The organism is Serratia sp. BNK-12, from assembly GCF_047456085.1.
Taxonomy (GTDB): domain Bacteria; phylum Pseudomonadota; class Gammaproteobacteria; order Enterobacterales; family Enterobacteriaceae; genus Serratia; species Serratia liquefaciens.
Window position 1 is genome coordinate 83,561 of sequence record NZ_CP179896.1, and the last position, 19,768, is coordinate 103,328.

Annotated in this window: 19 protein-coding genes; 7 read left to right on the forward strand and 12 right to left on the reverse strand. The window is 55.7% G+C overall.

All coding sequences use genetic code 11. The features are described from left to right. Positions 1-12 precede the first annotated feature (12 nt). From ACMGG1_RS00340 to ACMGG1_RS00380, 9 genes are all read right to left on the reverse strand, one after another. A complete protein-coding gene (locus ACMGG1_RS00340; protein ID WP_122080418.1) occupies positions 13-624 on the reverse strand; it encodes a helix-turn-helix transcriptional regulator in 612 nt (203 codons plus the stop codon). Between the two features lie 2 nt (positions 625-626). Then, on the reverse strand, positions 627-2,261 hold the full coding sequence (locus ACMGG1_RS00345; protein WP_217331873.1) for a PglL family O-oligosaccharyltransferase: 1,635 nt from the start codon (positions 2,259-2,261) through the stop codon (positions 627-629). Positions 2,262-2,283: 22 nt separating this feature from the next. Beyond that, the gene (locus ACMGG1_RS00350; protein WP_020837420.1) at positions 2,284-2,823 is read right to left on the reverse strand and encodes a fimbrial protein; all 540 of its coding nucleotides are present in this window, start codon (positions 2,821-2,823) and stop codon (positions 2,284-2,286) included. A gap of 18 nt (positions 2,824-2,841) precedes the next feature. Continuing rightward, positions 2,842-3,846, reverse strand: coding sequence for a fimbrial protein (locus ACMGG1_RS00355; protein ID WP_020837418.1), 1,005 nt, complete (start codon positions 3,844-3,846; stop codon positions 2,842-2,844). Between the two features lie 14 nt (positions 3,847-3,860). Next, positions 3,861-4,475, reverse strand: coding sequence for a fimbrial protein (locus tag ACMGG1_RS00360; RefSeq protein ID WP_116691625.1), 615 nt, complete (start codon positions 4,473-4,475; stop codon positions 3,861-3,863). A gap of 11 nt (positions 4,476-4,486) precedes the next feature. Beyond that, the gene (locus ACMGG1_RS00365) at positions 4,487-5,242 is read right to left on the reverse strand and encodes a molecular chaperone (protein WP_020837416.1); all 756 of its coding nucleotides are present in this window, start codon (positions 5,240-5,242) and stop codon (positions 4,487-4,489) included. A 19-nt stretch (positions 5,243-5,261) separates the two neighbouring features. Continuing rightward, positions 5,262-7,763, reverse strand: a complete 2,502-nt coding sequence (locus ACMGG1_RS00370) for a fimbria/pilus outer membrane usher protein (protein WP_046372439.1) — start codon at positions 7,761-7,763, stop codon at positions 5,262-5,264. A gap of 102 nt (positions 7,764-7,865) precedes the next feature. Further along, positions 7,866-8,417, reverse strand: coding sequence for a fimbrial protein (locus ACMGG1_RS00375; protein ID WP_048760457.1), 552 nt, complete (start codon positions 8,415-8,417; stop codon positions 7,866-7,868). An 88-nt stretch (positions 8,418-8,505) separates the two neighbouring features. After that, positions 8,506-9,036 (reverse strand): fimbrial protein, encoded by a 531-nt coding sequence (locus ACMGG1_RS00380; RefSeq protein WP_020837413.1) that lies wholly within the window; start codon positions 9,034-9,036, stop codon positions 8,506-8,508. Between the two features lie 763 nt (positions 9,037-9,799). On the opposite strand from ACMGG1_RS00380, the gene ACMGG1_RS00385 reads away from it, so the two are divergent. The 5 genes from ACMGG1_RS00385 (at position 9,800) to fetB (ending at position 13,301) form a co-directional block, all read left to right on the forward strand. Beyond that, the gene (locus tag ACMGG1_RS00385) at positions 9,800-10,213 is read left to right on the forward strand and encodes a hypothetical protein (RefSeq protein WP_020837412.1); all 414 of its coding nucleotides are present in this window, start codon (positions 9,800-9,802) and stop codon (positions 10,211-10,213) included. Positions 10,214-10,215: 2 nt separating this feature from the next. Further along, positions 10,216-11,382 (forward strand): FKBP-type peptidyl-prolyl cis-trans isomerase N-terminal domain-containing protein, encoded by a 1,167-nt coding sequence (locus tag ACMGG1_RS00390; protein ID WP_400827771.1) that lies wholly within the window; start codon positions 10,216-10,218, stop codon positions 11,380-11,382. Positions 11,383-11,397: 15 nt separating this feature from the next. Next, the gene (locus tag ACMGG1_RS00395; protein ID WP_041415077.1) at positions 11,398-11,679 is read left to right on the forward strand and encodes a FaeA/PapI family transcriptional regulator; all 282 of its coding nucleotides are present in this window, start codon (positions 11,398-11,400) and stop codon (positions 11,677-11,679) included. Positions 11,680-11,863: 184 nt separating this feature from the next. Continuing rightward, entirely contained in the window at positions 11,864-12,541 is a 678-nt protein-coding gene (gene fetA, locus ACMGG1_RS00400; protein ID WP_020837409.1) for an iron efflux ABC transporter ATP-binding subunit FetA, read from the forward strand. Next, entirely contained in the window at positions 12,528-13,301 is a 774-nt protein-coding gene (gene fetB, locus ACMGG1_RS00405; protein WP_020837408.1) for an iron efflux ABC transporter permease subunit FetB, read from the forward strand. Before fetA ends, fetB begins: the two co-directional genes overlap by 14 nt. Before the next feature lie 68 nt (positions 13,302-13,369). Here the strand turns inward: fetB and ACMGG1_RS00410 are convergent, their stop codons facing one another. Together ACMGG1_RS00410 and ACMGG1_RS00415 are read right to left on the reverse strand one after the other, a co-directional pair. After that, a complete protein-coding gene (locus ACMGG1_RS00410) occupies positions 13,370-14,206 on the reverse strand; it encodes a TIM barrel protein (protein WP_122080411.1) in 837 nt (278 codons plus the stop codon). Positions 14,207-14,252: 46 nt separating this feature from the next. Next, a complete protein-coding gene (locus tag ACMGG1_RS00415; RefSeq protein ID WP_046372444.1) occupies positions 14,253-15,680 on the reverse strand; it encodes a sugar porter family MFS transporter in 1,428 nt (475 codons plus the stop codon). Between the two features lie 553 nt (positions 15,681-16,233). On the opposite strand from ACMGG1_RS00415, the gene ACMGG1_RS00420 reads away from it, so the two are divergent. Together ACMGG1_RS00420 and iolB are read left to right on the forward strand one after the other, a co-directional pair. After that, a complete protein-coding gene (locus tag ACMGG1_RS00420) occupies positions 16,234-17,739 on the forward strand; it encodes a CoA-acylating methylmalonate-semialdehyde dehydrogenase (RefSeq protein ID WP_020837402.1) in 1,506 nt (501 codons plus the stop codon). Between the two features lie 177 nt (positions 17,740-17,916). After that, a complete protein-coding gene (gene iolB, locus ACMGG1_RS00425) occupies positions 17,917-18,738 on the forward strand; it encodes a 5-deoxy-glucuronate isomerase (protein WP_044554816.1) in 822 nt (273 codons plus the stop codon). A gap of 45 nt (positions 18,739-18,783) precedes the next feature. Here iolB and ACMGG1_RS00430 read toward each other — a convergent pair whose 3' ends face one another. After that, positions 18,784-19,620, reverse strand: coding sequence for a MurR/RpiR family transcriptional regulator (locus tag ACMGG1_RS00430; protein ID WP_020837400.1), 837 nt, complete (start codon positions 19,618-19,620; stop codon positions 18,784-18,786). Positions 19,621-19,768 lie beyond the last annotated feature (148 nt).

The window sequence follows — 19,768 nt, forward strand, 5'->3', positions numbered from 1 at the left end:
TGCGCCGGCCACTCAGTTCAATCCCAATTGATTCAGCAGCATCTTGTTCAATTCAATGCTTTTGTGGACGTTCAGCTTGCGCATCGCCGAGCGCTTATGGGCGCTGATGGTCTTCTGGCTGCGCTGCAGCATACCGGCGATGGTACAGGCGGACATGCCGGAGCTCATCAGCTTCAGCACCTTCTTTTCGCAGCTGCTCAGGGCGGCAATACGGCACTGTCGGCATTTCCAGATGCCGCTGGCGTGCAGGGCGACCCAGGGCTGCTGGCAGAAGCGCTCCAGCGCCAGCTGCAGTTTTGCGCGAACGACGGCATCATCATCGCGCCGATTAATGCTAAACAGCGCCGGATGCTTGTGCTCGTAGTGAGCATCTCGGTCGTTGAGGATCAGCACGGTCATTTGCCGATGGCGCGGCGTCTGATAAGGGCTCTGGTAGCAGCGGGCACAGCCGCAGCTGTCTTCCAGCGTGCGGAAGACGATTTCTATCGGCTCCATATTTAGCAAATCGGCCGAGGCGCCGCGGCTGCTTGCATTCAGGTTATGGAGGTAATCCTCTACCAGCAGGCGCAGTCCGAGCTGATAAAAGTTATCGCTGCCCAACAGGGTGAACCGGATATTAAGCATAGTTACTCCTCAAAGCGCGCATCGTGCGGAAACAGTCGCTTGGCCTGGCGTTGCAGATCGGCGGCTCGCTGGGGCTGTTGCAGTAGCCGGCTGACCGCCATCAAATTGATGTAAATATTGGCGTCTGGCCGCACGCGGATTTCGTTTTCAGCCCATTGCTGGTAGCTCAGCAACGTAGCCATATCGCGGGTTTGCGGGTATTGCAGCAGCTGTCGCAACTGCATGTCATAGTCGTAACGGACCTGCCAGGGCGTCGGTGTGATGACCTGGCTCATGGGGCCGAATTGCCGCAGGCCGCTTTTTTCCACAGCGGTAATGATCAGCGCGCTGTGCAGGCCGTTAAGCAGATACGGCACCATCAATGCAGCGATGCCCGCAGTGGTCAGCCGCAGCGGGAGCTGCGAATGGGAGGGCAGCCGCAAACGGCGTCGGAGGTCACTAACGCGCAGAATCACCAGCAGCAGCACCGAGTGGGCGGCGGAGAGATAAAGCGGGTATTCCACCATCATGTGCAGCAGGATCGGCAATGCCGCCAGCCAGGGCGCGGGCCGTAGCGGAACGGGGCGGCTGTGCCGCAGCAAACGCCAGAGTCCCCAGACGATCAGGGCGATACCGCTCAGGCTCAGCAGACCGCCTTCGACGCCCCACAGCAATATCTCGTTGTGCGGGTGGCTGATGGCAACGCTTTCCATACCGCTGCTGTGAGTGGTGTAAAAATGATGCAGAAAATCGTGCTGAAAATGGCCGTAACCCCAACCTAACCAGGGACGTTCGGCGATCATGTCTAGCGCCTCTTGCCAGTAGGTAAGTCGGTAAAAAATCGGTTCCGGCAGCATAAGCGCCCGCGTAGCGCCATTTAGCATCACCAGCAACAGCCCGGCGCTTACCCCGGCCATCAACAACAGCAGGGCGATGCCGGCGCGGCGGCGGTTAAGGCGGTACAGCATCCACAGTTGGAACGGAGACAGTAGCAGGGCCGCCAGCAGTCCGACGCGGGAGGCGATAACGATCAACAACAGCGGTGCCAGCAGCAGCATGGCGGCGGCCAGCCATTGCAAACTGCGCGACAAAGGGCGACGGGCGCTCAGCAGATACAGCGCCAACGCCAGGCCGGTGGCCATAAAGCTGGCCATCAGGTTCCACTGCTGGAAGATGCCGTAAGGGCGGTTTTTCAGGGTGTTGTAGCCCATCCAGTTGCCCGGCTGCAGCAAACTGTATTGCACCAGGCCCAGCAAGGCTTCGATAACCGTCGCTGCCAGCAGCAGCATCAATAGCCTGCGCCGCCACCGGCGATCGAGCGGGATTTGCAGCAGCGCAAAGTAGGCCAGAACACCCAGCACCAATCCCATCAGGCGCGGCAAGGCTTCGCTTAACCAGGGCTGTTGAGCCCACAATAGCGGCAGGAGTAAAATCAGGCTGCCGGACGCCAGCAGGTTAAAGAAGCCGGAGGTGGCCAGCGGCGGACGGCTGAACAGCATCGCACCTATGATCAACAGGGCGATGAAGATCCCGCCGACCAGATTCCACGGCAGATAGAATCCGCTGCCGCCGCGATTGGGCCAGTAAATGTGCATGGCGATCAGGCAATAAAATGCCGCCAACCCGAATAACCAGGCTGCTTTAGATTTGGACATCATGACGTGTTCCTGCGGCGCCGACTTACTGATAAGCCAGTACGAAATTGGCTACCGAACTGAACTCACCCTCGGTAATGGTTTTATTCTGTATCGCGCTGGGATGGCCCTGCACATAGGCGGTGAAATTCAGAATATTGGCACCGTCTTGCAACGTCACCGCGCTGGTGGCCTGGTTCAAATCAATGTCCGCGCCCTTGCTGTCAAACAGGGCGATCGCGGCACCGTTGGCGCCGTTATTGATCGCCAGCTTGCCCGGCAGTTCGCTGTCCTCGTTCCCGCTGAAGGTGACATTGACGGTTTTAAACACCGCCGTTTTACAGTCGGTCAACTTGATGTTGAACGGCACCGGGTTGCTATGGCCATAGCGGTACAGGGTTTTGACGATCACCGTGTCCATTTCCACCACCTGATCGGCCGATTGCGGTTCGATATTGCAGGGGCGACTCACCACGGTGCCGTGGAACTGCAGCGGTGAGCCGACCAGCTCGGTATCCGCCAGCGTCGGCAGTGCCGAAAAGAGTAGCGGCGTGCAACTGAGCATCGCTAAAGCGCGTAAACGCATCGTCTGTTTCTCCCTGAATTACTCGAAAGCCGCCACAATGGTGGCAGAGGCGTTGAATTCCCCTTCCGCGATTTCTTTACCGCCGTTGGCCAATGGCGCGGCAACCAGGTTCCAGCTACCGCCGTTACCGATATTTGGCACCGGGTAAAACTCATTCGGGATCACCAACTGGCCGTTATGTTTGATCTCGATACCGAGGTCGGTTTTATCGGTTTTAAATGCGTTATTGGTGAAGGGCGCCGGGGTGCCGGAGACCGCCAGTTTGATGTTCAGCGTACCGTCTTCGAAGCTGCCGCCTTCGCATTGGAAGCGCACCGGGATACTTTGTGGGTAGCTGGCGCCGTTCAGATTGCTGCCGCCGATTTCACCGAACTCGACGTTGATCAGTTGGCCTTCGTTCACCACACATTTATCCGGCACGTAGAGAATGGCGGACTGAATAAACACCTGCGCCATCGGATTGGGGCCGAAACCTGCGTCGGTTGACCCCAAACGGCCATACATCTCGATGATCTGCCGGTCATTGATCTGTACGCCGTTAATAATTTTTTTGCGTACCCGGAAGGTGATTTTGCCTTTGGAGCCACTGCCATAGTTATTGACCTGCAAATAAGGCGGTTTGCAGGAGTGCTGGTTGAGCAGATTGGACTCGTTATAAAACGGTACGGTGATATAGGCGTTTTTATTGCCGGCGATCCAAACTTCGGCTTTCAAGTCCAGGAAGTCATTCAGTTTTAAATAGCCATTGCCGTATTCGGACGCAGGCAATGCCGAATCCGACTTATAAAAGTGTGGGCTAACGGGGATCGGGGTGTCGCAATAGACCTTGCCGGTATAAGTGCCGCCTAACGAATAGGGAAACTCTTTGGTAAAACCGACCTTGTTGGTGATATTGCTTTCATTCAGGTCGATATAAAACTGTTTCGCTCCGCCGTCCGGCGTGACGTAGCCGTTGGCCCACACGGCTGGAGCCGTCAGCGCCAGTGCCAGCGGCAGGCAGGAGTTAAGGTAGGTTTTTTTCATCACGTTTGTGAACCTCACAGGTAAATCACCTGAATGTGCGCCACGCCGGAAAAACCGGCCGCCATCACTGCCCGCTGCGTGGATTCCACGCTGGCGCTGAACCACAGCGTATTGCTGCCGGGCTGCAGAATGTAAGGCCGGCTCTGCTGGTTGAGCGATAGCGCATGGCCCTGCTGATCTTTCAAACGCAGGCCGATGCCCTGTACGCCGCCGTTCAGTTTCAGCAGGTCGGGGTTGTTGATATCGCTTTCGCCGAGAAACACCAGCGTGGCGGCCTGTTCACCCTGCAAATAGAGCTGCCCGGCATCGCCGTTACGTTGCCCTGCCGGGTTATCCGCCAAGGCTTTGGCCCCCAGCAGACAGTTGCGGAACGAGAGGCGAAAACGTACCGGCGCACTCTGATCGCCGGCGTTTTGAAAATCGCGCGCGTTAACATCACCCAAATCAATCGACTGATCCTGGCTGTCCGGCGTCAGGCTGCACGGGGAGCTGAGCAGGCCGCCATGAAAGCTGACGGTGCCGGTGGTGCCTTGGATCACGCCCAGTGGCGTTGCCGCCGTCGCGCTGCCGCTAACCAGCAGCGCGGCGATCAGCAGGGGCCGCAGGCGGCCGCCGGTGAATTCAGCCATGCGGAATCTCCTTATTTTTTGGTCTCGGGCACGGCGTTGCACACGCTGCCGTTACAGGCGAAGCGCAGCTCCGGGTGACCGCCGTAGTCATTGATATAGGTGATGACAAAGCTGTTGAGGCCGTTGTCGCGCACCTTAATGGTTTCGCTCGATTTCGGTTTCAGCATCACCGGCTGGAAGTCGCCCAGCGCGCCGCCGCCCTGTTTCTGCGTTTGGCGAGTCATGCCGGTCAGGGTGATGTAAAACGGCGTAGGGTTTTCAACGGTGAAACCGCCGGTGCTTTTGCGAAATACCAGCTTCTCCTGCCACACTTCGCCTTTTGGCGCGACGATGGCCTTTGGCCGATAAAACAGTTTGATCTGGGTTTGCAGTGCCAACTGCATCACGTTGGTTTTACTGCTTTTCGGCGGAATTTCACGCAGGTTGAAATAGAACACCGACTCGCGATCTTGCGGCAGACGATCGGCCTCCGGCGTCTTGGTGATGCGCACCACGCTGCGTTCATTGGCTTCAACCCGCTGCAACGGCGGTAACACCACCAGCGGCGAAGTGATTTTCTGGTGCTGCTCGTTTTCCAGCCAGGACTGCGCCAGGAAAGGCAGTTCCTTGTTTTCGTTGACGATATTCAGGCTGATTGATTTCGCGTCGCTGAGGTAAACGGCGCGAGTACGATCCAGCGATATCGCTGCGTTGGCGGCCGGTACTGCTGCGGTCAAAGCCAGGCCCAGCGCGGCCATTTTTGCTAACGGAACGTTGTTCATAATCATCAATTCTCTGCGTTACGGATTACAGTTTGGCGCACGGCAGCAGTAGCTGGTCCAGCGGCTTGGCGGCGCCCGGTATAACAATGCGGCACTGGCGTTGGCCTTCCCAGGCGACGTCCAGCTGCTCTTGCGGCTGCACGCCGGTCAGGTAGACCGAGCCGCCGTCGTTCACGACCGCTACCTCACGGCCTTTTTCGCTCAGCACCGTGGCGCCGAACGGCGGTTCGCTGCCATCGGCAAGCTTGATGGTGGCCAGCAGCTTGCTGCCTTTCACCACCTCAAAGTGGCGGTAGCCGATGGCGCCCTCAGTCAGCGTGCCTTGCACCACCGCTCGGGTGGCCTCCACGTCGTCCGCCAGGGTATTGACGTCGATGCGGGTGTCGGTGTTGTAGTAGCTGGTGATATCGGAGATCACCGCCAGGCCGAAGCGGTTGCTGTAGGCGCGGCCGTTGTTGATCGGCACCCCGGCGATGCCGTCGGTGTCCAGCATCATCCGGCTGCCACCGTTGCTGGAGTTCTGGTGGGCGGCTATGCCGTGTCGGGTAGCGGTAATGCCGCTGCGGAAGGTCCCGCCGATCGACGAATAGCTGTCCTGCTGGTAAGAGGCGCTGGCGTTGAGCGAGCCGAACGAGGCGTTATGGCTGTAGTAGCCGCGGGCCAGCGATTTGCCGGACTGGTTAAAGCCGCCGCTGACCTGCCAGGTGTTGTTCGGGTCGGTATAATCGTTGTAAGACGCCATCTGCGTCACGTCGCTGTTGCTGGTTTGCAGTGAGTAACCGAGCCGGCGGCGATCGCCGATCGGCACGCTGAAGTTCAGCATCACGCTGTCATCGGTGCGGCCGTGATAGGTGGTACGGTAGGCCGACAGCGATGCGGTCACGTTGCTGACATTGCCGACGTTGAACAGCTTGCTGGCGGATAACCCGTAGCGATCCTGCGCCCTGGCATCCCAATAGGTTTGGTGCGAATAGGTCAGGTAAGCGGTGATCGCCTTGGCGCTGTCTTCCGCCATAAAGGTTTTGCTGGCGGTAATGGTGTACAGCTCTTTTTGGCGGCCGTTGTAGCGTTCGTCATAGTCGTTGTAGCGCTCTTGCAGATACTGCGACATGTTCATGAACTTGCGCTGTGAGAAGCGGTAGCCGGCGAAGGTGATCTGGCTGTTCAGCTCATCGAAGCGCTTGGCGTAGTTGACCTTGAACGACATGCCGCTGGCGGTAGGCTCATTGGGCAAACGGGCGATGGACTGCGTCACGTCCACCGACATGGCGCCGAACACGTTAAGATCGCGACCCAGGCCGAGCGCCCAGGCGTTGTAATCGCCGCCGAGCAGGGCGCCGCCGTACAGCGACCAGGCGCTGGTCAGCCCCCAGGAGAAGTCGCTGGCGGAAAACAGTGGCCCTTGCGTGCGGTGATCGTATGCCGAAGGCTTACCCACCGCGACGTTGTAGCGGACATAGCCGGGGCGCGTCAGGTAAGGGATGGTGGCGGTGTCGACCTGGAAAGTGGAGACGGTGCCGTCTTGTTCTTCCACCTTCACGTCTAACCGGCCACGTACCGAACTGTTGAGATCCTGAATGGCAAACGGCCCGGCGGGCACGGTGGTTTCGTACAGCGTACGGCCTTCTTGCGAGACGGTGATCTTGGCGTTGCTCTTGGCAATGCCGCGTACTTCCGGCGCATAACCCTGCAGGTTTGGCGGCAGCATGCGCTCGTCGCTGGCCAGATTCAGACCGGTAAAGCGGTAAGAATCAAAGACCCCCGAGTCGAGAAAGATTTCACCGAGCGTCAGCTTGGCAGCCTGCATCGGCAGCGCGCGGTAGGCGTAGATCTGGTTCCAGTCGAAGTTGTTATCGCGCTCGCCGGCCTGCTGATTGTAATTGGCCTGATAGTCGGCGCGCAGACGCCAGGCGCCCAGGTTAGCCCCCACCGTCCCGTAGCTGCTGAGATTTTCGGCGGTGTTGTTATTGTGGCTCTGCTTGCCGACCTGGCCGCTGATGCTGTAGTCCAGCAGCAGTCCGGGAATGCCGTCGTCCCACTGCTCCGGCGGTGTCCAGTCCGGATCGGAATATTTCATCCAGGCCTGCGGGATGGTGATGGCCAAGACGCCGCCGCCGATGCGGTCGGAGATGGTTGCCCCTTTGATGCCGCTGATATCGGCGCAGCTGTTGTCGTGCCACAGAGTGATTTTTTTGAGGACGTCTTCTTTCAGCGCCATTTTCTCGACCAGATCCGGCGGCAGGCAGACGCGAGAGCGATCCTTTTTATCCGGCGACGGATAATATTGAATGCTGCGCTGCGGCAAGGTTTTCTGGTTGATTTTGATATCCAGCAAATAGGCGCCGGGCATGACGTAATCGGCGTCGGAAAAACGCGATAAATCCACTTTGCTGCGATCGCCAATATCCAATACGTCGGTATTGAATTCCGTGGCGGAAAAAGCCGAATGCACCCAGAGGAAAGATAGAATGACGGTAAGGGGTATTTTTTTCCGTGTCAGTAATGACGTCATAGAATAATCACTCATGGCAAATCCGCGCCCAATAGCAGGTCATCCTGTACGACCTGAATACGTAATACGTGATGTCATTCAGTGCCTGACGGCGGCACCCGCCTAACGAGGCGTTACTTACAGATAAGACAGGGTGAATTTCGCCAGTGAGCTGAATCCGCCGGCCCTGGCCCTGTCGGGATGAATGCGTAACTGAGCGCCAAAGCGCAGCGTGTTGTCGCCGGCGACAATCTGGTAATCCGCGGTGGTACTGCCCAGCGGTATCTGAACGCCGTTGGCGGTCAGTAGCTCAATAGCCACGCCCTGGGCTTCGCCATAAACCCCCAAGAGATCGGGATCTCGGCTGTCGGCGATGCCGTTGAAAGTGACGGTGGCCGCGCGGTAGATAAAGTCGGGTTTCACGATGCTGGCCAATTCGCAGTTCACCAGCTTGATCTCAAAGTTGCGGCGGCTGCCGATCAGTACCGGCTGCGTATCCAATGCCGCATCGGTCATCGAGATCAGGCCGAAATCAACGGTCTGGTCCAGGCTTTCGCTGGCAATCCCGCAGGGGGTTTCGACGATTTCGCCACCCAGGTTGAGTGTGCCGTGGCCCTGATTTTTCGCCGTCGCCTCTGCGCTGCAAAGGCTGAGCGCGATAAGCAGTACGCCCGAAATCCGGTTTGTCATGCTGGCGTCTCCCTGTAGCCGTTGGTCCCGTTACCCAATGTCCGTGCAGGTAAAACGGGGACACCAAAGTAGCGTCCCCGAGGGGGGATTACAGGTAAGCCAGTGTGAAGTTTGCAACGCTGGTGAATTCGCCTGGGACCACGGCGCCAGAAGCGCTGCTGCCTTGCAGATAAGCGGCGAATTTCAGAGAGTTATTACCTTCGGTCAGACCCTGACCATCGGTTGCGGTGCCCAGTTCAACGTCTTTGGAATGCAGGTTGTCATAGATTCTGATGCCAGCGCCGGTTGCGGTGCCGCTCAGTGCCAGCAGTTTGCTGTTATCTGGATCCGGCGTACCGGTGAAGGTCACCTGGACGTTCTTCATGGTCGCAATAGAGCAATCTTTCAGTTCGATGCTGAATGGCTCAGAGCTGGATTTGCCTTCTTTAGCCAGCAGACGGCTGCTGATTTGGCCCATAGGGACAGTTTGATCAACAGATTCCGGTGCTACGCTGCATGGCGCATCAATAATTTCACCGGTAAAAGTGACTTTACCGCTGCCCTGGTTAGATGCGGCGTGAGCAACAGATGCAGAAGCGAAAGCAATCACGGTTGCCAGCATTAATTTATTCAGTTTCATTTCTCAAGTTCCTGTAGAGAGTATTTAAATAAAAAGAACAGCACATCTAAATCCCCCACAACAGCGGCAACGTCATGTCGCCGACGCCGTAGTTGGAGCCAGATCCTTTTGCTCTGGGCAATACGCCACCCTCCGTTATTCATGAGTGAATAACGAAATATTTTGGAAGTCGTACAAGCGAAATCCATAAAAGAAAAATAGGTATATCACCATAGCGTCTTGCTGGGATTATTCTTGCAAATAATAGGTGCGGTTGGAAATAGCTTTTATTAAGTTAAGTCAAATACAGAATATAAAACCAAAAGGAAAAAGAAATATATATAATTGAAAATCAATAGATCGTATACAAATATTATCCAGAATAAATGACTATATAAATAGCAATATGCGAGATATTAGATCGCCAGAATTAGTGTTCGCACTACAATTAGCAATATTGTTTTGATAATATCGCCCTCAGACAGCAGATGATGAATTCTGCGCGTTAATCGCGGGTAAAAAGTTAACTCTTTGTTTTTATGGGTGAACGCGTCGGTAATACTGGCCTGGGATGTGACTTTCATTCATTGTGGCTACGATAATTTCTTTTTGAGTTTTAACAAAAACATAACAATACAGATGTGTATCGGATTATTACCAATGCCCGACTGTTATTGTGCGTTTTTGTTATTTAACTCGTTAGGATTAATCAGAAGCAGTCAGATAAAGCAGGGCTTCGCGACATAATAATGACCTAAGTGATAATTAAGGGATGATAAACGGAATGATTACCATAATTAATGATTCAACTCGCCGTTCCGCCGTCGCTACGGCGCTGATGATAATGTCCTGTTTACTGCTGTCCGGTTGCGTAGGAAAAAATGGCACCGGCACGGTTGCCATGAAAAAAGTTTCACAGAGTAATCCTAAGGAAAACACTGATGAGCAACGGATCGCGCTTTGTCAGCAACGGGTCAACTCACTTAAGAATATTAATCCGCAAAGCTATCAGAAACGGATTGCTTATTTTAACGGGCTGTTGTCCAACGCCTCGGGATATGCCGGCATTCGCAGTAATGTCGATGAAAGCACCCGTAAAGCCATAGATGCGCTTTATAAATATAAAACCGAGAAATTCTGCGCCGACGTTGAGCATGAGCTGATGTCCGATCTGTCGAGCCGGGTGGAGAGCCTGTAATCATGAGAAGGTATGCGGAAGGAGCCGCTGCTTTGCTGCTGTTGTTGGTAGGGGGCGCTGCATCGGCGGCAGAGACTGCACCTGGCAAGGATGACGGCATTCCCGCATTGCTGAAATTTGCCGAGCAACAGCAGGCGGTGCCGGTGGTGGAAAGTGCACCTGCAGCGCCTCAGCCGGTGACTGCCAAACCCAGGCCCGCCGCTGTTACGCGCGGAGACAACGCCCGTCTGACTGCGCTGAATCAGGCCCTGCAACGGCAAGCCGAAACCATCCGCCAATTGGAACAGCAGCTGGCGGCTCAGGCTCAACCGGCGGCGCCAGCCCTCAAGGCAACACCCAAACCAGACCCGATTGATATCCGGCCGCTGGTGGCCGCGTTAAAAGGGATCCGTAAGGCTATCGCCACGCCACCAGACTTGATCGCCATGGCGGCGGCTCTGGCACGGCAGCAGCGGATCGTCACGCAGCAAGAGCAGCAGTTGCTGCAGCTCAACCGTCAGCTAGCCGCGCAGCGACAACCGCCGGAGCTGGCCAGCGATGCCGATAAGCAGGCCTACGCCGCCGGGGTTTCGCTGGGGCGTGACATTCTGCATTTACAGGAAGAGAACCGCCGCTTGGGAATTGAAGCAGATCGCCCGCGCTTGCTGGCGGGCATTGCCGATACGCTGGCGGGGCAGCAACGGTTGGATGATGCCGCCATCGACCGCGCGCTAAAGGCCGCAGACGCTGCCTTGCAGCAGGCCCAACAGCAGCGACAGGAGGCGATACGGGGGGAGGGTAAAACCTACCTCGCCGATTTCGCCAAGCAGCCTGGCGTGCAAAAAGATGCGCTCGGTTTTTATTACCGTGTGGACTATGCCGGCAGCGGGCAGATAAACGCCAATGATAACGTCGATATCGTGGTACGCGAGAGCCTGCCCGATGGGCAAGTGATCAAGGATATGGACTTGGCCGGCACCACTATCTCTTTGCCTTTGTCGCAATATCCACCGCTGTTTCGCGCCGCCATCGGCAAATTGAACAAGCATGGGTCCATGACGCTGGTGGTGCCGCCAGTTCTGGCATACGGCGACAAAGGAAGCCCGCCCGCAATCCCCCCGGGCGCCACGATGATTTACACCTTGCGCGTGGCCGACGTGCTGCCGCAGGACAGGAGCAGGCAAAAGTAACCCAAGGAGTACGCGATGGCCAAGGCGCCGATAACATATGAAATCAGGAAGTCACATATGCTAAACGTGTTACGAAAACTCTGTATGGAGCGTGCGTCGGGTGCAGGGGAACATCACCCTCCGGCACCGGAACACTGGCCTAAAACCAGGGAGCTGGCAGACAAATGCGGTGAAAATATTTACACCACGCGCACGCTGTTATTGGCATTGGAAAAAGAGGGTAAAGTTCGTTGTACTCATCGCAGCATCAATAATTCGTTACGCTGGTATATTTGTGCATCACCCAAAAAAATGTAATTCCTTTCCTGTTTCGTCATTTTGACTACCCTTCACAGCGGATCAACACAGGGCTGACGGAGCGAAAAGCGCCTCAGCCCGACTCCTTTGTTACGACTAATGACCAGCCATTGGCAGTGCAATTTTTGAGGCCGTATACTGAGGGCCTGGGTGCAAATATTTTCATGAGGGATGCGTGCTTATAATGAAGGAAAGCAAAGAAATACTGTTATTGGATGATATTCATTATCAAATAGACGAGCAGGTTATTTTAGATTCCGTGTCTTTCGGTCTGAATCAGGGCGAATTTAAACTGATTACCGGCCCGTCTGGCTGCGGAAAAAGTACCCTGCTAAAAATCGTATCTTCCTTGATCGACCCAACCCGTGGAAAAATTATCTTTGCCGGTAAGGCCATTACCGATATACCGCCGGAAGAGTATCGTCAACAGGTGTCGTACTGTTTTCAAACCCCTTCGCTGTTTGGCGACAGCGTGTATGACAATATCGCGTTGCCCTACCAGATTCGCAAACAAAAACCGGACAGGAAAAAGATGCAGGCCGACCTGGTGCGCTTTGGGCTAGCGGAAAATATGCTGGATAAAAGCGTTAACGAATTATCGGGCGGCGAGAAGCAGCGAATTTCGTTGATCCGTAACCTGCAGTTTATGCCCAAGGTTCTGTTATTGGATGAGATCACCAGTGCGCTGGATGAAGATAATAAACGCAACGTTAATGAAATTATTCATCAACTGGTCGCGCAGCATGGCGTCGCGGTGTTGTGGGTTACGCATGATAAAGATGAAATCAAACATGCGGATGATGTGATTACTTTGAGTGCGCATGGCGCTCGGGCGCAGGAGACGACCAATGAACCAGCATAACATCAGCAATGAATCTTTGGCTTTGTCGATGGTATTGGTGATTATTGCTATTTTAATCAGCCATAAAGAAAAGCTGGCGCTGGAAAAAGACATTATCTGGAGTATTTGCCGGGCGGTGGTGCAACTGATCATTGTCGGCTACGTGCTGAAATACATTTTTGATGTAAATAACGCCATTCTGACGGTGCTGATGGTGCTGTTTATCTGCTTTAACGCCGCCTACAACGCGCAAAAGCGCAGTAAATATATCGATCATGCATTTATGACGTCGTTTATTGCCATAACCACCGGCGCGGTATTAACGTTGGCGGTGCTGGTACTGACCGGTTCGATTGAGTTTACCCCAATGCAGGTGATCCCGATTTCCGGCATGGTGGCCGGCAATGCGATGGTGGCAGTTGGCCTGTGCTACAACAACCTGGGGCAGCGTTTCAAAAGCGATCAGCAGAAGATTCAGGAGATGCTGAGCCTGGGCGCCTCGCCGAAGTTCGCTTCGGCGGCGCTGATCCGCGACAGTATCCGTGCTTCGTTGATCCCTACGGTGGACTCTGCCAAAACCGTGGGGTTGGTCAGCCTGCCGGGCATGATGTCGGGTCTGATCTTCGCCGGTATCGATCCGGTCAAGGCGATTAAGTACCAGATTATGGTGACTTTCATGCTGTTGTCGACCGCCAGCCTGTCGACCATCATCGCCTGCTACCTGGCCTACCGGAAGTTCTACAACGAGCGCCATCAGCTGGTGGTCAGCACGTTGAAATAATCTGGAGAAAATAAGGGTAGGGGCGCCCGGTTAAATCAGGGGCGAGCATGCTCGCCCCTTTGCGGCCGCTACCCTTGCAGCAGAGCGATGCTCTGACGGATTTCACGTTCTATATCCGCTGCCGTCCAGCTGTCCAGTTGCGACGAAAACGGCTCGAAGGCGTAAATGCCGGTGTAGCCCAGGCGCTCCAGATCCTGCACCTGCTTTTTGCTCTCCAGCCGATCTTTGTCACTCAGCATGATGCGTTCTTCGTCGCTTAATGCGCTTTTAGCACGCAGATCTTCCACCCCGGAAAGGTGCACCAGCCCAATGCCGTCGATCTGAATTTGCGCATCAAATTCAGGCTGCGTGACGTCGCTTAAATAGTGGTGGAAGGTATCCAGCACGATTTTGTACGGCGCGCCAGAATCCCGGATCAGGGACTGCGTCAGCAGCGATGAGCGCAGTGAGCTGATACCGAACCCCAACGGCTCCACATAGCCCTGTACACCGTATTGCCTGAACAGCGGAGCCAGCAGCTTAAGGGCCGCCAGCGTGTCGGTTTTTTTCTGCTCTTCGCTGCGGTTATCGCCCGCGCTGCAATGCGGGCACAGTACCAGCGCCTTGCTGCGGATTGCCTGAGCTTGTGACAACAGCGCCTCGGCGTTTTTCAGCAACGCGGCTTGATCGTCCAGCAGGTTAAACATGCCGAGCGCGTTAATGGTGACGATTTCGATACCGTATTTTTCTGCCAACGCATTTAATTGATCGTTGCTCAGGTTATCGGTCACCTTGCCGCTCGACATATCGTTGCGCAGCTCTACTTTGTTGAGCCCGCACTTTTTCACCAAGCTGAAAAACTGTTCCAAATCGAGATTTGGCGCGATCTTGCGGTTGATGCAAAAACGGTCTGGCGCAATGGTCATGATGCATTACTCCTGAATGAGTTGATAAAGCCTGATATTTACAGGTCTATAGCGGCGTGCGTTGTATTTCGGGTTGAGGTTGGCGATAGCGTTTTGCCATGACCACGTCCTCCATTTTTTCCAGCGATACCCCTCGTGTTTCAGGAATATAGCGGCCGATAAACCAGTAACTGAACAGGCAGCAGACGGCGAACACCCACATTGGGAAGGCACCGTGGAAGCTGGAGAACAGATAAGGGTTATCGTTGATCATCGGGAAGGTCTGAGACACGACAAAGTTGGCCAGCCACATGCAGCCGACGGCAATGCTCATGCCCTGAGAGCGCATGCGATTGGGGAAGATTTCTGACACCAGGACCCAGGCGCCCACGCCCCACGACAGCGCATAGAACACCATAAAGAACAGCATGCCAAACAGCGCGAAGTAGCCGGTGGCCTCGGTATAGAGCGCATAGGAGGTGATCAGCAGGCCGGCGATGACGCCCAGCGTACCCCAACGCATCAGCGGGATGCGGCCCATGCGATCCATCAACATGGCACCGATGACGGAACCGACCAACTGCATCACGCCGATCCAGATGGTTTGGAACAGCGCTTCCTGCGCGTTTACGGTGACGGTTTTCAGCACCACCGGCGCGTAATACATCATTACGTTAACCCCGGTGACCTGCTGCAGCATGGCGATCATGCAGCCAACGAACAGAATGAAGCGTACCCGTTTATCGGCATAGCTGAGTTTTTTCTGGCTGGCTTGTTGATCCTGTTTTATCGAGTCTTTGATTTCCTGCAGCACTTTTTTCGCATGTTCGGCGTTGGACACTTTGGTCAGCATCGCCAGCGCCTGATCGTCCCGGCCGACCATCACGCTCCAGCGTGGCGACTCTGGAATGATAAATACCAAAATGCAAAACAGGATGCAGGGCAGCACGCCGGAGGCGAACATCCAGCGCCAGCCCATCTCCACCAGCCAGGCTTCACTGGCGATGCTGGCGATTTTGAAGTTAACGTAGAAGATCACGATTTGGCCGAACACGATGGCGAATTGCTGCATGCTGAGCGCACGGCCACGCATGTCTTTGGGTGAGACTTCCGACATGTACATCGGCGAAACGGTCGCGGCGATACCCACCGCCAAACCGCCGATAATGCGGTAAATCACAAACCAGGTGAAAGTGGGCGCCAGTGAAGAACCCACCGCCGAAATGGTGAACAGCACTGCCGCCAGCATCAGGGCCTTCTTACGACCGTATCGCCCGGCCAGTGGCCCGGCGGCAAAGGCACCGACCACGCAGCCGATCACCACGTTGGAAACGGCCCAGCCGGTTTCGGCGGGGCTGAGATTAAAATAGGTTTTCAGGGATTCGATCGCGCCGGAGATCACGGCGGTGTCGTAGCCGAACAAAATGCCGCCAAGTGCCGCAATGCCGCATATTCGCAGTATGTACCCGGTATTATGCTTACGCTGAGATGACATGTGTTGCTCCGATTTTTTTCCTGGCTTCCACCCGCGCTGTTGGTTGTAGGGAAGAGGAGGCGGAAGGGGTTGGACCCTGCCTGTCATTAAGGCGGTGATAGTCGAATTAACGCTTCGGTAAACAAGAACATTTATTTCATAATTAGTGAATAATGAAATATTGATTTTTAGATCCAGTTCAAAAAAAACCGCAAATGCCCCTCAAGCGTTACCGCGCGATCCTTTAGCGTCTAGCCGGGTCGTCTTTCCCCGTGGGCTGCCTGTTTCTGTATAAAAGTCAGGGCTAATTCCCTGCCGTTGGCGCGTGAACACAGGGACCGCTTTTTTTCCTTCATGTAATGGCCTTGCACGGTGACGTGGCAAAACTGCGACCTTCCGCACTAAAAACAAATTTTCTAAAATAATTTATTTGAAACTTTTTTTTCAATGAAATAGAGTTTGCTTCATCCGGTCAGGATTTAGCCTGCTTGCGGGCAGTCTCCGGCAAGCGGTGTGATGAAAACGCTACGGCCGCAGACGGTCAGGCGACAGCGGACTTAAAAGAGGGTGAGACATGAAAACCGTGGGTAACTTTATTGGCGGGCAGGTGTGCCTGAGCAGCAGCAATCAAACCGTCGACGTGCATAATCCGGCTTCCGGGCAGGTTGAACGCCGCGTGACGCAGAGCACTGCCGCCGAGGTGAAGCAGGCCATTGACGTGGCCCACCAGGCATTTGCCGACTGGTCGCGCACCACACCGCTGCGCCGTGCGCGCATCATGTTCAATTTTAAGGCGCTGCTGGAACAGCATCGCGACGAGCTGGCGGCGCTGATTGTCAGCGAGCATGGCAAGGTGTATTCCGATGCGCTGGGCGAACTGACCCGCGGCATCGAAGTGGTGGAATTTGCCTGCGGCATTCCACATCTGATCAAGGGCGAATATTCTGCGGACGTCGGCAGCGGCGTTGACAGCTTCTCGCTGATGCAGCCATTGGGCGTGGTCGCGGGTATCACCCCCTTCAACTTCCCGGCGATGGTGCCGATGTGGATGTTCCCTATCGCGCTGGCCTGCGGCAATACCTTTGTGCTCAAGCCCCCGGCGCTGGTGCCTTCGGCCTCGGTTCGCATGGCCGAACTGCTGAAAGAAGCCGGGCTGCCGGACGGCGTATTCAACGTGGTGCATTGCGCAAACGAAGAAGCCGCGCAGCTGTGCACCGATCCCCACATTCAGGCGGTGAGCTTTGTCGGCTCCTCTGCGGTGGCTGAACATATCTATACTACCGCCAGTGCCCACGGCAAGCGGGTGCAGGCCTTCGGCGCGGCGAAAAACCAGGCCATCATCATGCCTGACGCCGATCTGGACGCGACGGTCAATGCCCTGATGGGCGGCGCATTCGGCTCGGCCGGCGAGCGTTGCATGGCGTTGCCGGTGGCGGTGGTCGTCGGCGACGACACGGCCGATAAACTGATTGCCAGACTGAAGCCGCTGATCGCTCAGCTGCGCGTTGGTCCAGGGCTTAAACAGGGTGGCGAAGAAAACGAGATGGGGCCGCTGGTATCCTCGGCGCATCAGAAGAAAGTCCTGGGTTATATCGATCTGGGCGTGGAAGAGGGCGCTACCCTGGTGGCCGATGGCCGCAACTATCAAGTGGCGGGTTACCCGGACGGCTACTACGTTGGCGGTACCCTGTTTGACCACGTTACGCCGGAAATGCGTATCTATCGTGAAGAGATCTTCGGGCCGGTGTTGGGCATTGTCCGCGTGCCGGACTACCAGACCGCCATCGATACGGTGAATAGCCATGAATTTGGTAACGGCAGCGCTATCTTTACCAGTAACGGTCACTATGCGCGCCAGTTCGTGCAGGAAGTGCAGGCCGGCATGGTGGGGGTCAACGTCCCGGTGCCTGTCCCGATGGCGTTCCACAGCTTTGGTGGCTGGAAGCGCTCGGTGTTCGGTGCATTAAACGTTCACGGTACCGACGGCGTGCGTTTCTACACCCGGATGAAAACCGCCACCGCCCGCTGGCCAACCGGGCAGCAAACGGTGTCTGAATACAGTATGCCGACGCTGGGTTAAGGCACTATACCCGTCGTCTTTCAAGCCGCATCTGTGTTGGCTGCGTGTATTTGGCCCAGTCACCCGGTAGGGGGCGAATAAATTCGCCCCGATTATGCGGGCGCTGCATGCAGCGCCCCTACGATGATGCAACGCCAATTATTTGGGGTCTATTCATACTTAATTGGGAGAATTACCATGTCTTCATTGCTCGCCAAATGTCAGCAGCCAAATGCCGAGGGGCGCATCCAGCACGTCACCCCGGAGAATGCCGACTGGCGCTTTGTCGGGTTTGACGTCTATCGTCTCGAAGCCGGTCAGTCGCTGCAGTTGGAAAGCGGCGACAAAGAACTGTGCCTGGTGCTGGTCGCCGGTATCGCTTCTGTCGCTACCCTGCGAGCGGAATACCCGAGCATCGGTAAACGGATGAGCCCGTTTGAGCGCACCCCGCCTTATGCGGTGTATGTGCCGCATCACGATCGAATTGAAGTGCGCGCGGAAAGTGCGTTGGAGTTGGCGGTTTGCAGCGCGCCGAGCCACGGGCACCTGCCATCGCGGCTGATCACCCCGGCAGACGTGGGCGTAGAGCGGCGCGGTAAAGGGCGCAACCAGCGTCTGGTACACAATATCTTGCCGGACAGCGCGCCGGCCGACAGCCTGTTGGTGGTGGAAGTGTACACGGATGAGGGCAATACCAGCTCTTACCCTAGCCACAAACACGATCAGGAAGATTCGCCGGATGAAACCTATCTGGAAGAGACTTACTATCACCGGATCCAGCCGGAACAGGGCTTTTGCATGCAACGGGTCTATACCGACGACAGGTCGCTGGACGAGTGCATGGCGGTCTATAACCGCGACGTGGTCAAGGTGCCGCGCGGCTACCACCCGGTGGCAACGCTGGCCGGTTACGACAACTACTATCTCAACGTGATGGCCGGGCCGGTGCGCCTGTGGAAATTCACCTGGGAAAAAGACCACGCCTGGATTAATAGCGACGGATACCCAGCGGCGAAATAATTCGCATCAGGCCCGGCTAGCCGGGCCTTGTTGATCCTGCAAGTATTACTCTTCTTTGGCGTTATTCAGCGCCAGCGATACCGCCAGGGTTTGCGCCAGACACATAGAGGCGACCTGGGAGCGGAAACCGTCCACCTGCGCTTCGCGCACCACAAAGCACACGTCGCTGAAGGCGGCCAGCGGGCTGACCTGGCTGTCGGTAATGGCAATCTGCTGTGCGCCACGCTTGGCGCCCAACTCCACCAGTTCCAACGCTTCCTGCGCATACGGCGAATAGCTGATGGCGATCACGACGTCATTGGGTTTCACCATGCTGAGTTGCTCGGTAAACATGCCGCCCAAACCGTCGATCAGAAAGGCCCGGCGCTCCAGGTGACGCAAGGCATAGGTGAGGTACGAGGCGACGCTGAATGAACGACGCAAACCGATCACGTAGATATTTTCGGCGTTGTTCAGCAACTCAACTGCGCGATCCAACTGCTCGGGGCTGGTTTGCATCGCCAGCTGTTGCAGGGCCTGAGCATTGACCATGGTGAAAACGTTAAGAATTTCCGCCGGCTTTTCCGGCGCAACGTTATCGTCGGTAGAGGTCTGGCGAAACAGGCGGGCCCGCTCGGTATAGTTGACCGTTTCTTCCATCAGGTGCTGGCGAAAAACCTGTTTCATTTCGTTGAAACCGCTGAAGCCAAACGCGTTGGCAAAGCGGATCAGGGTCGACGGCGGGACGCTGGCCTGTGCGGCGATGGAGGCGACGGTATCGAAAGCAATGCTGTTACTGTTATCCAAAATGTAACGCGCCACCTGTTTCAAACGCTTGCTCAGCGTTTCATAACGGTGGCGGATCTCGTCCTGTAACAGCGAAAGTTGAGTTGGGTTGTTCATCCATTCGGCTCGCAGTGTGGGCTAAGGCGTATTGGCCTGACGCCTGAATTATTGACAGCTCATTCTAACAGATGGAGCGGAAGTTTCATTTCACCAAAAAGCGATTTATTCGATTGCAAGTTGCGTTACTTCACAGAAAACCGGCAAA

What these genes read in the sequence shown, in the direction of transcription:
- ACMGG1_RS00340 (WP_122080418.1), bottom strand. Translation starts at nt 624, where the DNA reads ATGCTTAATATCCGGTTCACCCTGTTGGGCAGCGATAACTTTTATCAG.
- ACMGG1_RS00345 (WP_217331873.1), bottom strand. Translation starts at nt 2,261, where the DNA reads ATGATGTCCAAATCTAAAGCAGCCTGGTTATTCGGGTTGGCGGCATTT.
- ACMGG1_RS00350 (WP_020837420.1), bottom strand. Translation starts at nt 2,823, where the DNA reads ATGCGTTTACGCGCTTTAGCGATGCTCAGTTGCACGCCGCTACTCTTT.
- ACMGG1_RS00355 (WP_020837418.1), bottom strand. Translation starts at nt 3,846, where the DNA reads ATGAAAAAAACCTACCTTAACTCCTGCCTGCCGCTGGCACTGGCGCTG.
- ACMGG1_RS00360 (WP_116691625.1), bottom strand. Translation starts at nt 4,475, where the DNA reads ATGGCTGAATTCACCGGCGGCCGCCTGCGGCCCCTGCTGATCGCCGCG.
- ACMGG1_RS00365 (WP_020837416.1), bottom strand. Translation starts at nt 5,242, where the DNA reads ATGATTATGAACAACGTTCCGTTAGCAAAAATGGCCGCGCTGGGCCTG.
- ACMGG1_RS00370 (WP_046372439.1), bottom strand. Translation starts at nt 7,763, where the DNA reads ATGAGTGATTATTCTATGACGTCATTACTGACACGGAAAAAAATACCC.
- ACMGG1_RS00375 (WP_048760457.1), bottom strand. Translation starts at nt 8,417, where the DNA reads ATGACAAACCGGATTTCGGGCGTACTGCTTATCGCGCTCAGCCTTTGC.
- ACMGG1_RS00380 (WP_020837413.1), bottom strand. Translation starts at nt 9,036, where the DNA reads ATGAAACTGAATAAATTAATGCTGGCAACCGTGATTGCTTTCGCTTCT.
- ACMGG1_RS00385 (WP_020837412.1), top strand. Translation starts at nt 9,800, where the DNA reads ATGATTACCATAATTAATGATTCAACTCGCCGTTCCGCCGTCGCTACG.
- ACMGG1_RS00390 (WP_400827771.1), top strand. Translation starts at nt 10,216, where the DNA reads ATGAGAAGGTATGCGGAAGGAGCCGCTGCTTTGCTGCTGTTGTTGGTA.
- ACMGG1_RS00395 (WP_041415077.1), top strand. Translation starts at nt 11,398, where the DNA reads ATGGCCAAGGCGCCGATAACATATGAAATCAGGAAGTCACATATGCTA.
- fetA (WP_020837409.1), top strand. Translation starts at nt 11,864, where the DNA reads ATGAAGGAAAGCAAAGAAATACTGTTATTGGATGATATTCATTATCAA.
- fetB (WP_020837408.1), top strand. Translation starts at nt 12,528, where the DNA reads ATGAACCAGCATAACATCAGCAATGAATCTTTGGCTTTGTCGATGGTA.
- ACMGG1_RS00410 (WP_122080411.1), bottom strand. Translation starts at nt 14,206, where the DNA reads ATGACCATTGCGCCAGACCGTTTTTGCATCAACCGCAAGATCGCGCCA.
- ACMGG1_RS00415 (WP_046372444.1), bottom strand. Translation starts at nt 15,680, where the DNA reads ATGTCATCTCAGCGTAAGCATAATACCGGGTACATACTGCGAATATGC.
- ACMGG1_RS00420 (WP_020837402.1), top strand. Translation starts at nt 16,234, where the DNA reads ATGAAAACCGTGGGTAACTTTATTGGCGGGCAGGTGTGCCTGAGCAGC.
- iolB (WP_044554816.1), top strand. Translation starts at nt 17,917, where the DNA reads ATGTCTTCATTGCTCGCCAAATGTCAGCAGCCAAATGCCGAGGGGCGC.
- ACMGG1_RS00430 (WP_020837400.1), bottom strand. Translation starts at nt 19,620, where the DNA reads ATGAACAACCCAACTCAACTTTCGCTGTTACAGGACGAGATCCGCCAC.